8 protein-coding genes and 1 pseudogene are annotated in these 16,039 nt (G+C 34.4%); 6 read left to right on the forward strand and 3 right to left on the reverse strand.

Features of this window, described 5'->3' with window-relative positions:
- The first annotated feature begins 1 nt into the window (after position 1).
- Positions 2 to 1,861, forward strand: a complete 1,860-nt coding sequence (locus tag AVL50_RS07505; protein WP_062615868.1) for a SusD/RagB family nutrient-binding outer membrane lipoprotein — start codon at positions 2 to 4, stop codon at positions 1,859 to 1,861.
- Positions 1,862 to 2,833: 972 nt separating this feature from the next.
- Here AVL50_RS07505 and AVL50_RS07510 read toward each other — a convergent pair.
- From AVL50_RS07510 to AVL50_RS33805, 3 genes and pseudogenes are all read right to left on the reverse strand, one after another.
- On the reverse strand, positions 2,834 to 7,846 hold the full coding sequence (locus tag AVL50_RS07510; protein ID WP_062615869.1) for a fibronectin type III domain-containing protein: 5,013 nt from the start codon (positions 7,844 to 7,846) through the stop codon (positions 2,834 to 2,836).
- Positions 7,847 to 8,653: 807 nt separating this feature from the next.
- Complete coding sequence (locus tag AVL50_RS07515; protein ID WP_062615870.1) at positions 8,654 to 9,736, reverse strand: ankyrin repeat domain-containing protein; 1,083 nt, start codon at positions 9,734 to 9,736, stop codon at positions 8,654 to 8,656.
- A 2,416-nt stretch (positions 9,737 to 12,152) separates the two neighbouring features.
- Positions 12,153 to 12,479: pseudogene (locus tag AVL50_RS33805) on the reverse strand (carboxypeptidase-like regulatory domain-containing protein); the annotation flags it as partial.
- Between the two features lie 140 nt (positions 12,480 to 12,619).
- Between AVL50_RS33805 and AVL50_RS07525 the strand changes: the two are divergent.
- The 5 genes from AVL50_RS07525 to AVL50_RS07550 all read left to right on the forward strand — a co-directional run bounded on the left by AVL50_RS07525 (position 12,620) and on the right by AVL50_RS07550 (position 16,028).
- Positions 12,620 to 13,312: a LuxR C-terminal-related transcriptional regulator gene (locus AVL50_RS07525; protein ID WP_062615872.1), complete on the forward strand. Its 693-nt coding sequence runs from the start codon at positions 12,620 to 12,622 to the stop codon at positions 13,310 to 13,312.
- Positions 13,313 to 13,769: 457 nt separating this feature from the next.
- Positions 13,770 to 14,321: a hypothetical protein gene (locus tag AVL50_RS07535; RefSeq protein ID WP_157491196.1), complete on the forward strand. Its 552-nt coding sequence runs from the start codon at positions 13,770 to 13,772 to the stop codon at positions 14,319 to 14,321.
- Between the two features lie 64 nt (positions 14,322 to 14,385).
- Positions 14,386 to 14,892 (forward strand): hypothetical protein, encoded by a 507-nt coding sequence (locus AVL50_RS07540; RefSeq protein ID WP_157491197.1) that lies wholly within the window; start codon positions 14,386 to 14,388, stop codon positions 14,890 to 14,892.
- A gap of 100 nt (positions 14,893 to 14,992) precedes the next feature.
- Positions 14,993 to 15,487: a hypothetical protein gene (locus tag AVL50_RS07545; RefSeq protein WP_062615876.1), complete on the forward strand. Its 495-nt coding sequence runs from the start codon at positions 14,993 to 14,995 to the stop codon at positions 15,485 to 15,487.
- Between the two features lie 217 nt (positions 15,488 to 15,704).
- Positions 15,705 to 16,028 (forward strand): hypothetical protein, encoded by a 324-nt coding sequence (locus tag AVL50_RS07550; RefSeq protein WP_062615877.1) that lies wholly within the window; start codon positions 15,705 to 15,707, stop codon positions 16,026 to 16,028.
- The last annotated feature ends 11 nt before the right edge of the window (positions 16,029 to 16,039 follow it).

Below are 16,039 nucleotides of genomic sequence, written 5' to 3' on the forward strand. Positions count from 1 at the left end.
AATGAAAAAAACTATATTACTTAGCATACTTGTAATTGCTGGGCTATCTTCTTGTACTAATAAATTAGTAGAGGAAGTGAATACAACTGAAACAAGTAGTGAACGAATAAATACAACATTTGCTAATTCAGAGATTGATAAAGCACAATCACAAATTTATAGTAATGGGCATTCCTCTTGGAGAGCACAAATCCTACTTGCAGGACCGCTTTCAGGTACTAATTCGACCTATCTTACATATGGTAGCGGTTTTACCACTAACGATGCCATTTCAAGTGCGTTAATTGATTTATTGTATTCAATAATAACACCATCTTATGCATCTACTCGATTGGAGCTATCGAATAGTAATCTAAGTGATGCAGATGTCAAAATTGCTCAACTTGATGTTGCTAATGTAATCAATCAATTACTTGTAACTCAGTTATATGGTGATATTCCATATTCAGCAACAAAGAAAGGTTTTACGGCAGGAATCTATTACCCTGAGTTTGATACACAGGAAGAAGCTTTGGAGTTAATGATTTATGATTTGACTGAGGCTCGTACAGTTTTAGACTCTATTGATGATGTTCAAGATGCAATACGATACAACTTTGGTGTGAATAATAAAGACGGTTACATAAAGTTAATCAATTCATTATTTATCAAGATTGGAGTATTGATGTCAGAAGCGAATCCGGTTCGTGGTGCTGAGGTCTTTAAAATGGGATACAATCACACTGGTGGTTATATAAAATCATGGCAAGATGTACCGGTTATCTACCATACAGAAGAGGGAGGCCCTTGGGGAAATTCAATAAACGGTTATGGTGTAGTCAATCAATCAAGAGTTGGTGGCTTTAGTGGTAATTTCATTTCGCCTGAAGCGTTAGAGTTGATGCAAGCGAATCAAGACCCTAGAATTTTCCGATTATTTTCACACCTTGATTACACATGGTCATCTGAAGCCTATACGAAATATGAGAACTATGATAATTTTGATCCGTTTGCAATTGCGGGGATGAATAATAATGGAAACTTTAAAAAAGTACACTATAGAGGTCTTCGTTTAGCTTCGACAAGTGATGGTGGACGTGGGTTATTTTATACAGAAAATAATAAGACTATACAACATGTAGAGTATTGGGCTGACCAAACAATGGATTTTAGTGTTGGACAATATATTATGCCTGCTGCAATATCACCTGCAACTTTTAATGGAACATCTCCTACGATTGTTCTTGGAGCGGATGAAGTGATGTTCCTAATTGCAGAAGCATCAACAATTCCAGAGTATGGAATTAACAATAATGATGCTTTTAAACAAGCTATTGAATTGGCCCAATCTAAATATGATGCTGTTGGGTTTGGTGGAGCTGATGTTGAAACTTCGTTAGTGGATAGGTATAAATTACAAACAAATTCAGCGTATGATCATTCAGCAAACAAAATAAAGTATGTAGATGATGCAATAGCTCGTTATAATGCTTCTGCGAATAAACGTGAGGTAGTTATTACCGAGCACTGGCTATCATTGATTGGCGATAAGTCTATTGAAGCATTTTCACTGTTGAATAGAACAGGGTATCCAAGTTTTATGGAAAGAACAATTTCTGAACAAAATAGATTTATTGACCTACCTTCTTATGCTCAAAGTCCACTTGAATCAGTCGATGAAGCTGTTATTGGTACACATCGTGTGGAAAAGCACCAAGGCGGTGTAACAAACTATGTTCGTCCATATCGTATTGAATATTCAATGTGGGGGCAATTCAGTGGACCAAATAAAGATAATGCTATTGAGCGACAAAAAGCTCAGTTTAATTCTAGTAGCGCAACTCATTTTATAGCAGTTCCTCAATGGATCAGTAAGAAATAAAATAATGTATACTATCTATAAATTAAAAAGAGCTAAAGTTGAAATATTTATAGACACTATTTTGAATGCAGGGAACTTAACAGTATGCCATAGTGTTATATAGGTGAGATTTAGACATAAATATATAGATAAGTACAAAGAGAGTATAAAACCCTAATTACTATTAGTTAGGGTTTTATTTTTGTGTAAAGACATTAGAGATTTAGTTTTAATGTTTAAAAACTCTTCTCAGGAGAATCAAAATTATAGATAGGTTCGTCTTGTATGTTAGACGAATATTTTATGAATAGTTAATGGTTATGTATTGTGGTATGTGAGGACATTGCGATGCAACATACCGTACGTGCTTCTATGTACATGCTAGGACTTAGACACTGTAGATGCCCCTATGTACATGTTGTACATGCTAGGACTTAGACACCGTAGATGCCCCTATGTACATGTTGTACATGCTAGGACTTAGACACCGTAGATGCCCCTATGTACATGTTGTATATGCTAGGACTTAGACACCGTAGATGCCCCTATGTACATGTTGTATATGCTAGGACTTAGACACCGTAGATGCCCCTATGTACATGTTGTATATGCTAGGACTTAGACACCGTAGATGCCCCTATGTACATGTTGTATATGCTAGGACTTAGACACCGTAGATGCCCCTATGTACATGTTGTATATGCTAGGACTTAGACACCGTAGATGCCCCTATGTACATGTTGTATATGCTAGGACTTAGACACCGTAGATGCTCCTATGTACCGTTGTACATGCTAGGACTTACACACTGTACATGCTGTTATGCTACATTTAAGAGGGTAACTATAAAAAACCTTGTATTTAGATATGTAATCAGAAAATCAATTAGGTGGTAGAATTGATTAAAAAGAAAAGGCTTACTACAACCAAAGAGTTGTAGCAAGCCGTAACCATTTCAGTGAGAAAGGTTGTTTTTGGAAACTGTGAAAGAAATTACTTTTTCATGATTTTCTTTGTAAAGTATTGACCATCAATCAATATCTGAAGTAAGTAGATGTTGGATGGCAGTGTATTAATATCTAACGTAATCGATTTTTGACCCACCTTATTCCACTCTCTGACGGTTTGTCCAGAGGTATTCTTTAAAGAAAAGAGCACAAACTGACCTCTGGGATTGTCATCAAATGTGATGATGATGTATTGTGAAGCAGGGACAGGTGCCACCTTAATACTGCTGTTGAAATGATCATCAATTGAGGAAACAATATCAACTGTAGCGAACGATTCTGTAGTAGAATAGTCACTTTCCACTTGGTTATTCTTTGCTTTCACTCTTACATAGTAAGTAGTGCTGCTGATCAGGTTTTCAAGAATCACTTCGGTGGTATTTACTGAACTTTTAATGATAATTTGACTCTCCGTAAAATGTTCATCATTGCTTACCTCGTAGTCGTAGCTTGTTGCGTTTTCTACTTTATCCCAAGAGACAGTCAATTGAGTTGTCGATGCATTTGAAATGACTAAATTCATAGGTGCATCTAAAGTAGGAATAGCTTCCGTAATGCCTTCTATAATATCAGAAAATGCACTACTTGTATTGCTATTTATCGCTTTTACTCTAAAGAAATAGGTAGAGGCAGCATTTAAGTTATTGATTTGAACTGTGGTGGCGTTCACAATCATTCCTTTATTGCTAATATTATTTTCAAAGTCACTACGGTCCGTACTTAACTCATACTCATAACTAGTTGCGTCTTGAACTTTTTCCCAAGTAAAAGTCAATTGTGTAGTTGTTGGATTCGAAACCACTAAGTTAGCAGGTATATCCAATGTTGGAATAGCTGTTGTAGTTCCTTCAACGATATCCGAAAACGCACTTTCAGTAGTACTGTTTTTAGCTTTTACTCTGAAGAAATAAGTAGAGGCAGGGGTTAAGTTTTCCAATTCAATTGAAACTCCATTATCGACAGTTCCTTGAGTAAGAATGTTGTTATTAAAGTCATTACGATCTGTACTTAACTCATACTCATAACTAGTTGCGTCTTGAACTTTTTCCCAAGTAAAAGTCAATTGTGTAGTTGTTGGATTCGAAACCACTAAGTTAGCAGGTATATCCAATGTTGGAATAGCTGTTGTAGTTCCTTCAACGATATCCGAAAACACACTTTCGGTAGTACTGTTTTTAGCTTTTACTCTGAAGAAATAAGTAGAGGCAGGTGATAAGTTATCGAATTGAATAGTTTCTCCGCTTGAAATAGATCCATTAGTAAGAATGTTGTTGTTAAAGTCATTACGATCTGTACTTAACTCATACTCATAACTAGTTGCGTCTTGTACTTTCTCCCAAGTAAAAGTCAATTGTGTAGTTGTTGGATTCGATAGCACTACATTGGCAGGAATATCCAATGTTGGAATAGCCATTGTTGTACCTTCTACGATTTCTGAAAACGCACTTTCAGTTGTAGAGTGTTTAGCTTTTACTCTGAAGAAATAAGTAGAGGCAGGGGTTAAGTTTTCCAATTCAATTGAAACTCCATTATCAACAGTTCCTTGAGTAAGAATGTTGTTATTAAAGTCACTATGGTCCGTACTTAACTCATACTCATAACTAGTTGCGTCTTGTACCTCATTCCAAGTGAATGTCAGTTGTGATGTAGTGGTATTGGAAACGACTATATTCAAAGGAATTTCTAATGTAGGAATTTCAACTGTTGTACCTTCAATGATATTGGTAAATTCACTTTCAAAAAGTCTATTTACCGCTTTTATTCTAAAGTAATATTTAGTAGAAGGAGTGAGGTTACTTATCTGTACAGTTTCTGCATTCATCACCATTCCTCTGTTGCTGATATTCGCCTCAAAGTGATCACGGTCTGTACTTAGTTCATACTCATAGCTTGTTGCATTTTGCACTTTATCCCAATTGAATGTCAATTGCGTTGTGGAAGTATTGGAAAGAACCAAATTTGTTGGTGGATTGATCTTTTCCATAATTCGAACATTATCAAAGCTAAAACCTTCTGCTGTATTTAAGTGATCAAAGGAGTTGAATGAAAATCTGAATAATACTTTTTTAAAATGATTTGTGGTTGAGAGATTTGAAACTGATCTGACAAAATCATAGGAATTACTTTCATCCAATGAAGAACCAGACCAATAAGAGACCGTGCCAAAGAAAAATGGCCCATTTGAATAATATACTTTATTATGCCAGTTTTCACTCTCCTCATTAGGGTGAAAATCTACCCAAGTGACACCTTGATCTATACTATATTGAAAGACAACATTATCATTTATGGCAGTAATATAATCTCTTTCAAAAGTGATGTTCCACCATGAATCAAATGAAATGTCGATATTACTAAGCTCGGATATATCAAAGAATGGACTGACGATGTATGATTTTTCTTCTTGATTATAATGGCCATCTAAGTTGGTTGCCCAGACGTTGCCCTGTTTTTGATCTGTTGCTACACCCCATTCCCATGAATTGTTTGAACCATAAGTAAACCAATCACCATTATCATTTTCAAAATCTTCATTATATGGGAATTGAGAAACAATAGGCAATACCTGAATATCTTTTGAGAAAGTGTTATTGCTTGTGTCAAAATCTTTATCCAATACAATTTCAACGTCAACTGTATGTTCACCTACTGTCAGTGCTTCAACATCATCAAGAGTAATGATGCTTGATCTGTTAGGGGTAATTGATGTTGTAATATTCTTTTCTACTACTTCACCACCATCAATTTGATAGGCAATTTTGAAGTTGTCTTGTGTTTTTCCACCTTCGTTTTTTACTTCAACTTTCAATTCAAAATTCCCATTTGCAGGAGCAAAGTCAGTGAGAATATTAGTCAATGCTAGGTTGTGATTGGCAGATAAAATAGTGACATTATCAAAAGAAAATCCTTCATGATCTCTTGAAAATTGATTGCTGTCTTGCGCTTCTACACGGTATCTAAATACCACATGTTGTTGGTTCCCAATTTGATCATTTTCAACAGTATGTCTTTGGAATCCATTCGAATTTCCTGCCCACCAGTGATCTCTATGCAGTATAGGTCTGTATTGATTTAAATCATAACGGTGGTGATTGTACCAACCTAGCCCTAACAAGTGCCATGTTTTTCCTAAGTCTGTACTGTATTCCATCAGTGCGCCACCACGACCATTTTGGATGTTATATTCAATGTCCATTGACAGACGCATTTTAGCAATGTCTGTAAAATCAAATACAGGACTGACGATATAAGAAACTTCTTTTCTATTGAGATAATGGGATTCAATATCTGACTTCCAGATCTTTCCGCCGTTGCCGTTTACATATTCCCAAGAGCTTCTAAAGCCCCCAGCTACCCAGGAACCGTCGTTGTTTTCTAGGTTTTCATTGTAAGGAAGACTACTAAGAATAGGGGAAATAGTAAAATTTTCAGTGATACTGTTGTTCGAATTATCACCATCATTTGAAAGTCTCAATTCAAGTGGGAAAGTCCCATTTTCTTCTCCCACTATACCTGTTACCGTTACAGTGGCGGTAGCTCCTGCAAGTACTTCTTGATCAAAATTAACGGAACCTCTAGGTTGATCACCCAATTTATAGGAAATAGAAAATGCTCCCAATGCATTACTGCCAATATTTTCAACCTCAACTTCAACTTCAAAAGGAACACCTTCGGCAATAACAATGGGTTTTTCGATCGAATTGATTTTTAAATCTGTTGCACTTTGAGGCAAGATTTCTAAGTTGAATTCATCATTGATGGCAAACACATCATTGGCTTGGTCCACGAAGAATTGAATGGCTTGTTGACCACCTCTGTCAAAAACTAGATTATCAATCGTAATTGTTGTTTCAGCATTAGGCGCTAACATAGTGTTGGAAGCTGTAATTGTAATTTCTCCAGCACCATTATATTGGTGGGAGACATTAAAATTATTCAATGCTTTTGTACCATAATTTTTGACTGTCACTTCTGCCGAAAATGGAACTCCGACTTGTACATTGTTATGTACAATGTTTACTGTTTCAATACCCAAGTCATAATCTACTTCTTGGAGAGAGAAATTATCAAACGCAAAACCTTCTGTTGGATTGTGACTAATTGAATGTAGGAAAAAGCGAAACATCACTTGTGATTCACCCCCGAGTTTTTCAGATTCCAAAAAGGCAGGGACATAATCTTCATTTTCTTCTTCATACGCCCATCCAGCTCCATTAAAGCTTGGAATGTTACCTTCATTGAACCAGTTTTGGCTTCTACCTTCATCGGTGAGTGAATGCCAAGATTCGCCCAAATCAGTGCTGTATTCTAATCTGACACCATCGCGAGGATCAAAAAAGATAGATTCCGTTAATTCCCACCAAAGGTCAAATGAAATCTTTACTTTTTCTACAGCCGATAGATCAAAAAGAGGACTGATAAGGTAAGATTGTTCTTGTGGATTATAGTTGCCATCAAGATTTGTTTTCCAAGCCTTATCACTTCCGTTGGCCGCTTTATTAATGATCGTACTGTTAGGTGTGCCCCATTCCCATGAGCTGTTGTTGCCCATAGAGAACCATTGACCATTATTTCTTTCAAAGCCTTCTTGATACATTAACCGATCAATCGTACTGTTGATGAAAACCGTAAATGAAGCGGTAATGCTATTATTGACATTAATTCTGATCTGTGTGGCACCCACTTCATCATTTTGTGGCGTTAAAATCAGTTGATTGCCTTGTATTGTTGCAGTGACAAGGTCTTCATCATCACTTGTGATCATCACCGTGTGATACTCATTATTTAGTGCTGTAATATCAATTTCATGTGTGTTGGTACCCAATTCAATAAAGACGTTGTTCTTAAATTGATTGAGGGTACTTTCATTTGAAGCTACTAATTGTGGAGAGAGCGCAAAGCTATTCTCTGCAATAAAAATGGAGGAAAAAATAGATAAAAAGAGAATAAGCTTCCAACCAGCTAATGTGGACAGTTTGTAATAATAAAGTTGAAACATTTAATATAATTTAGATTGAATGTATGTTGAGTTATATCATGAGCGGTCTCCTAAATAGAAGTCTGTATTGACCTTAAAAAATGATCAATTCTATTACGCAGTAGAGAGAGTTTACTACTTATTCTAAAATGATTTAAGTACTAAGTCAAAAATAAATCATAGTTAATTCTAATTTATTTTTTGTGAGTACAACGCTAAAAAACGTATGAATAGTGGTTCTATTGAAAGTTTTTTGAAGGAAGTAATCGCAAAACAATAAATAGAATTAGTATTAGATAATTTTGAATTTGTACTTTATAAAAAAGGATGATGATAAACTCAACGGATTAGTTCATTTTTATGGTTCTTAGTCTCGGAATTAAAGACGAAGAGTAAAGCGGGATATACCAAAGAACTGTCGGTTTTTTCTATAGGTATACCCGCTATTTATTTTGATTAATTAAGGGGTGACAATAAACTGTATACTAAGCCTTCGTTCCTTTGCAACATTCCTACAGAACTACACTTTACTAAAGCAAAAACATTTACCTTGTGCTCTGTTTTCATTTTGTAGTTCTTCCGTTGGCCTTGAAGGGAAAAGCGTGAAGAATTTCATGGAATGAGCCGGTTAAAATGATTTTTTTGTTTGAGCAAAGCGAGTTTAAAATCATTCAGGTGAAAGGAATGAAATTTAGCTTTTGACTTCAAAGCCTTGAATTTTTTGCTTCGTTTTTGTTTCAAGACAAAAATGAAGAAGAAGGAGGATTTGAAGTAGAACATCAAAAGCTTGCAGAAACATCAATTAATAGTTGACGAAGGTTTAGTGTCTTATTGTTTATTTTCGATATACTTTACGATGTCGTTATAGTTATACCTTTTAGCAAGGTCAAGAGGAGTATCCCCTTCATAGGTCTTAAGGTCCAATCGGGCACCGGCATCAATTAAAACTTTAGCCGCTTCAGTATTACCATGCCAGATTGCATCATGCAATGGTGTATAACCATTATTTAAACCTTGATCATTGATGTATTTGTCGGCATCACTATGTTGTACCAACATTTTCATAATCTCAGTATTGCCCATATAGCCTGCTTTATGAAAGGCAATTGCATTCATCAAATAACCTCTCTGACCAATGTCAGCGCCTGCTTCCAAAAGTACTTTTGTAGTGGCAGGGTAATTATTCCTTGTAGCCACCAATAGGGGAGAGTGACGGTCATTTCCATCACCAGTGACAAAAGATTCTGTATTTACACTCTGATTTTCATCAATCAATGATTGCACAAGGTCGGCTTTCTCTTCATCAGAAAGTGTGTTATCATTTACTGTTTGATAGATTTTTTGAGCCTCAATTTTTTTCTCTAATTGTTTTTCATAAGCATTGAAAATAGCAATTAAAGCAGCATTTCTCTTTTGTTCATCTTCAGTTTGATGTTGATCAAATCCGCCAATAAAGTCCTTAGCTATTCTTCCTCCAAAAGGAGATTTAGCATAAATATTAATATCAGTTGCTGTCAATAACGCCTTGATATTTTCAGGTTTGCTGTACCAAGTAGCCACCATCAATGGAGTGTGACCAGCATGAGGTGTATGCAAATTGACAAAAGCACCGGCTTCAATCAGATGTAAAATGAGATTGGGATTATCTCCTTGTGATGCAATGTGTAAAGGAGCATTGCCCATTTTAGAATCTAACTGATTAACATCTGCACCTGCTTTGATGAGTTCTAAAACTCTTTTTTCATCATTATCAATGATAGCTTGATGCAGTGTTGGTAATCCCGTTGCTGTTTCTTTATATTCTTGTTCAACGACTGAGTTTTGTTTTGATTGATCATCAGGTTGTTGACAGCTTTGTGCCGTAATGAAAAGTGATAACAATAGGGATAATCCGGTTGTTGTTCTCATCATGATTTAGTTAGGATTTAATAATAATTAGAATGATCAGACAATGATTAAACTTGTATTCTTACAAGCAAATAGAGAGTTGTTCCTTCATCATTTAAATATTTACGACCGCAATCTAATCAAATTGATTGTACATACAATTAACTTGAGGGGGTATTTAGAAATATTCACATAATGTGATATATACAATTATATATATCACATTATGTGATAAAAGTAGTTTAAAATTTGGGTAACAAAGTATAAATGCAATTATAATTATGTTAGTTCTGTTTCATTGAAACGCTGTTTAAACAGTGTTAAATACATAGTAATCTCAATTTTCGAATATTTTTGATATTTAGAAATCGGGAGATTTCTGCTGATCATGGTTCGTGAGCCACATCACGAACCATCACAAAAAAGACTTAATCTAAAACATCACCTTATAAGCAATATTCGGCAATATCAAAACGTCCGTATCATCCGTAATTGCTCCCGTTTTTTGATTATAACTATACCCATAATATTCAGGAGCTCCCAATGCATTGATGATCTGAATCGTCCATTGAGAAGTGTACTTCGGTTTCATGATTTTATAAAGCATACTCACACTCAGAATTTTGCTTGATGGAAATTGTTCACTGTAAGCACGCTCATAATCATACACAATTTCTCCCTGTTCAATCGTCTCCTGTTCCTTTAATGGATGCCTTCTATCACCACCCATAAAAGTGAATTTACCATTCAATGATAACGTCTTATTACGTTCCCTTCCAACAGTCCATTCTTTACCTCCCAAAATATTGACAACATAACGTTTGTTGAATTGGGAATTTCTCTCAACACCATCACCGCCCACGTATTTTGAATCAAATAGGGAAGAAGTGATGGTATAATAATAGCCTTTCTTTAAAAACTGTTCAAAAGTAAGATCCAAACCAACATTTCTACCCGTTCCATCATTGACCAAAGGAGCGTCCACAAACCACTGATGCGTAAGGTTCAACATCGAAAAATAACTGCCTTCTATTACCGGGATATTGAAAAGATCTTGATAGAAGATTTCTGATTTAAACCTCAAATTATTATTGATGTTCCAATTATAGCCTAACACATAATGATGTGCCTTGGAGAAGTCCAGAGATTGATTCGGGTACGTTTCCACACCCTCCACATTTTGAGGCATTAAATAATAGTGCAACGCTTCCATTTGACTATGTAAACCATAGCTGAAAGACAACGAATGCCAAGGGTTGATCTGATATTTCAACGCCGCTCTTGGTTCTATGGACAAAGCATTCGTTCCCTCAAAATACTGTCCATACACCCCCACATTCATAGACCATTTTTGAGAAAGTTGAAACTTGGATTGCGTATAAGCTTGTACAAACAGACTGTTCCCATTGCCCACAGCAAATGTTTCCAACGGATCACCCATTTGCTCTGCTTGTTGCATATTGATGTCATAATGTTTTTGGGTGATGGTCAAACCCGTTCGGTTTGTATGTTTTTTACTGAATTTATAATGCAGGTATGTTTTATAAGAGAAGTCATACTGTACATTTTTAAAATCATCTAATGTATGATTGACCATTTGATTGTCAAGCTCAGAAGAAGACCAATAAGTTGAGTTGCCCGTAAAACCTACTATATTTTTCCAATATCCTTTTTTATTGACAGGCACCTGATATGACACACCAGAACCACCAAACAGAATATTAGTAGAAAAAGATTGGTTGGCATCATCAAAGGTCCAATCAGTAGAATCTCTTGAAGCATCTCTATATTGACGATCAGCACCACCTACAGCCCAAATGTTCCATTCACTACCATTTTTAGTAGGAATATTCACTTTAAAAGATAAATCTTGATAGCCCAGGAAACCCATTTCCTCCGGTAAAATTGGGGCTAGCAAAGCAAAAGTAGAATAACGGTAATTGAATAAATATGTCGCATCACTTCCTTTCTTAAAAGGTCCTTCAGCACCAAAATCAATTCCATTCACACCCAATTGTGCTTGATAGGATCTCTTTTCTGCATTACCTGTTCTCAGCGATAAGTCAAAAACACCAGCCATTGCATTACCATAATCAGAAGTAAAAGCACCTGTATAAAAGTCAGAATTATCCATTACATACGTACTCAAAGCTGTCACACTTCCGCCTCCAAAAGCAACAATATTTGATAAGTGACTGGGATCAGGAATAGGCAAATCTTCCACCTGCCATAAAACCCCTTTAGGAGCATTACCACGAATCACCATACCATTAGAACCCGTAGAACCTGCCACTCCCGCAAATGCCGTAGCCAATCTTGCCGGATCATCAAATCCACCCGCATAACGACTACTTTCTTCCACCGTAAATTGTCTACCTGAAGCAATAGCCATGGTATTCTGAGGTTCATCTTTGGATGATTTATACACCACTTCCACTTCATTAAGAACGGTCTCATCTTCTTGTAATGCAACACTGATGTTATTGCCATAGGCATTAGGAACTGCCACTTCTTCTTGCACAAAAGATTGATAACCCAACATCTGAAACTGAAGGTTATAACGACCCATCGGTAATTTTAATTCAAATTGACCATCAATATTGGTAGTATTCGAGGTAGTGGTATCGTTATATTGTGTGAAAACTAATACACCAATCAGAGGTTGCTGTGTATCTTTATCAATGACTTTTCCAGAAACAGTGTGGATTAAATTTTGAGCTTGTATATTCGTAACGCAAAAAAATAGTAGCAAAAGGATATTTTTCATGTTTTGATCTCTTTTTTAAATGATGATGATTGTATTTTTCCTTTTACAAAGAGAGTGTATTTTAACTACTGATTCAATACTGAAAAATAATGATTTTTGGAATACTCATTAATTAACTTCAACTATTAAAGAACTTACTTATGGAACTTGATAAATCTGTAAATCAATATATTACAACCGTAAAGCAAATCGAAAGACTAGGAAGCTGTGTCACTATTTTCGATTTTGAAAAAAAGTATCATACCTACATCTCCAGAAATTACGAAAAGATATTTGGCTGGGATTTTGAAAACGACGAGGACCTCCAAAAAGGATTTATGGACAAGGAAGTCCACCCTGAAGACATTCAGCATCTCAACTATATGAGCGGTTATTTTCTTAATTTAATGGCAGAAGGAGATCTTGATTTGTTCAATGTACAATATGTTACCGAGTATAGAATCAGAAACGCAAAGGGAGATTACGTTTGGGTGATCGAGAAGCATTTGGTATTAGAAATGACAGAAGATCAGCAAAACCTAAAATACACATTGGGCATCTTGGACCAATCCATGCAACCCAAAGTAGCTAAAGTCTGTACCGCTCAAGTGATCAATACTGAAACAGGAGATGTGAAGGTATTTCCAAGGGAACAAAAAAATTACGATCTATCAAAAAGAGAAATCCAAGTGCTAAAAGAAATCGGAGACGGACTTCTAAGCAAACAAATATCAGACAAACTCAATATCTCTGTTAATACTGTAAACACACATCGTCAGAATATCATTTCTAAAATGGCCGTGGGGAATACAACCGAAGCAGTTCAGGTAGCTATGTCTATGCAGTTGATTTGATAGTCTAATTAGCTTTTATTATGCGCAAATTTATTTTAGTACCTTTTGGAAGTCTAATTGTTTTTTACCTTATAAGATACTCTGTATTACTTATTTTTTTCATGAATGGGTTAGGAGTTGGTAATGAAGATCCAGTGATTGCAAGTAATAGAGTTGATCTTGCTAATTTATTTTGTATTATTTTATTTGTGATCTTTTTATATTTAGGAAAAGGGATTTCAAACTCTATAACTTTTATCAGTTTAATGACCTTTGTAACGCTATGGATATTAATGTTCTTCAAAGTAATACCATAGGTATAAATCTCAAGTGGTTTTGAGTGTTCAAGACAATATCATCTAGTTACTCTACAGTTTTAGGTGTTAAGAGTTCACTTCACTTGGAATTTATCTTTTGAATAAGTTATAATTGATTTTAAGCTTAAAAATGTAGATTCTTGTTTTAATGTACAGCATTTATGAAGGTTATCTTATTTGTTCTAATGTCTATCTTAATTGGATGTTCTCCATATAAAGTATCAAATCAAACCAAAACATCATCTTTAATTCATGAATTAGATACAATAAAGGAGAGTAGCACTTGTCATTTTGAAGATGTATTAGTACACTTGGATAGCAGTGATTTAAAAAGCATCACTGAAGTTTTAAGCAACTATAAACTGGATCCAGACGATTACCAATTGAATGAAATATTTGATTCATTGGAAATTCAAAAAATAGAGGCAAAAAAGGACTTATCCGTCATTTATCAGAATATTCAATCGGATTGTAAAAAGATCGAATTTTTGTATTATCTATTTCATCTTGATTTATACCACCCTCACTATTCGGACAAAGAAATATGGGGCGATCTTCCATTTTTACCAGAGCATGGAGAAAGTGGAAACTTTGATTACACATACTCTATTATTTTGGTATTATTTTATGAAAGCAGGCCTGGTACTGAGTATTGTGAATCATTGAAATTGGATTTAAGGGATCGGTTGGAAGAATTAAGTTGTAACCTGTGATATATATTAACAGCAAACTCGATATAAACACATAAACAGTGTTGAGTTTATATCCTCAATAAAAATGAAGCAAACAATTAGAATAGTTTTATTAATGATGATATTTTTTCTATTTCCTTTAGAAAAGTCTTATTGTCAAAAGAAAGTCCGTTATGTAGATGGCTTTGGAACATATGGAGTCTTTAACCAAATGTACTCTTTAACAGAAGATACAATTAAAAGGGATCAATATATTTTGGATAAAGTTGTTGAAGCTGAAATCAATTATTTTAATACTTCTGATCTTAATTTAGATTCTTTGTTTGATACTATTATTTCTGTAAAAGTAGATACAATTTATGTAGATTCAGGTATTTGTAATCTAAGTGATTATCATGAATTCGTGGCTGAAGAAAATGGGAAGCTGATAAAATCTATAAAAATAGTACCTTTTCGTAACAGGAATGTACAAAAGAATAAAAGTGATTTTGTTGATTTATATTATAAATCACTAATGAAAATCAAGAATGACTTCCGCAATTATTTTGATACATGTAAATCAGTTTATAAGATTCATTATGATAGTTATTAATAGATGAAATATGGTATGTTTGATATTTTTTCCAAGAGTATACCTGTGTTAGCTGTTTATAATGTTATCACTTGACTTAAAGTAAAAAAGAATAAATAGTATGAAAAATATAATATTATTGATCCTTTTCATGAGTTGTGCTAATTATAGTTCTGCACAAGATGACATGAAGTATTACAGTATGGACACAGTTGAATTGATTAATCCCTATAAAGTGTTCATTCATAAAAGAGGTGAAGCAAACTTAGTCTGTATTGTAGATAGTACTCACAATTTTAAAAAATATTCATACTCAGATTTTTTAATGGATGAGAATGCGTATTTGGATGGTTATTATATTGATTACATAAACAATAACTCGGCTTGGTGTGAATATTATGATGAGATTAACCCAATTATACGGTTAAATAACAAAATCAAGATCCAGAAATTAGCAACCAAGAAATTCAAATTGACCTTTATGAAAATAGAAGATTATCACCAAAAAATAATTGATGCAGATGGAGAGATTTATTCTGAAATTTTATACCAAGAGGAATATGTGAAAAAGCTTTATCTAAGAGTTTTGATACCAGTTTGTGATTTTAAACATTAAATGAATTTCTACACCATTACTCCATGTGTTAATTATTTACACCATTTTCAAGAAGGATAATTTGTAGTCTGAACTACCGGATAACTATAGTTTTTTTTTCAAATAGAATACTTCGATAATCACACTTTTCACACATTTTTTTATGAAGAATAGTAAATCTCAAGAGATATTAAGATTAATAATTTTGATTCCTTTTTCAATAATTTTCATAATTAGTATGATAAACAAATATTTATCGAGAGATGATCAATTAGTGTATGACACGTCATTATACTTGACAAAATTTAAAGGTGTTATTACAGAAAAGGATAATTCACTGCGACATTTTTATGTTGAGATACAAGGAGAAATTTATGATTGGGATGAAAATGGCTATAAGTATGATTCTGTAACTTCCTGGAAGTTGCAGAATTTGAATGATACGACTATGATTGATGAAGGAGATTCTGTATTCAAACTAGATAGTGCGAATTACTTTTTCGTTAAGAAAGGATTGAAGTGGTTTAAAATACAATATTCTAATTTTGAGTTAAAAGACTAGTATAGTTACCC

This window comes from Flammeovirga sp. SJP92, assembly GCF_001583495.1.
Taxonomy (GTDB): Bacteria; Bacteroidota; Bacteroidia; order Cytophagales; family Flammeovirgaceae; genus Flammeovirga.

Excerpts from the sequence above, each read along its gene's own strand:
- AVL50_RS07535 (WP_157491196.1), top strand. The coding sequence starts at position 13,770 with ATGAAGGTTATCTTATTTGTTCTAATGTCTATCTTAATTGGATGTTCT.
- AVL50_RS07515 (WP_062615870.1), bottom strand. The coding sequence starts at position 9,736 with ATGATGAGAACAACAACCGGATTATCCCTATTGTTATCACTTTTCATT.
- AVL50_RS07525 (WP_062615872.1), top strand. The coding sequence starts at position 12,620 with ATGGAACTTGATAAATCTGTAAATCAATATATTACAACCGTAAAGCAA.
- AVL50_RS07545 (WP_062615876.1), top strand. The coding sequence starts at position 14,993 with ATGAAAAATATAATATTATTGATCCTTTTCATGAGTTGTGCTAATTAT.
- AVL50_RS07505 (WP_062615868.1), top strand. The coding sequence starts at position 2 with ATGAAAAAAACTATATTACTTAGCATACTTGTAATTGCTGGGCTATCT.
- AVL50_RS07510 (WP_062615869.1), bottom strand. The coding sequence starts at position 7,846 with ATGTTTCAACTTTATTATTACAAACTGTCCACATTAGCTGGTTGGAAG.
- AVL50_RS07540 (WP_157491197.1), top strand. The coding sequence starts at position 14,386 with ATGAAGCAAACAATTAGAATAGTTTTATTAATGATGATATTTTTTCTA.
- AVL50_RS07550 (WP_062615877.1), top strand. The coding sequence starts at position 15,705 with ATGATAAACAAATATTTATCGAGAGATGATCAATTAGTGTATGACACG.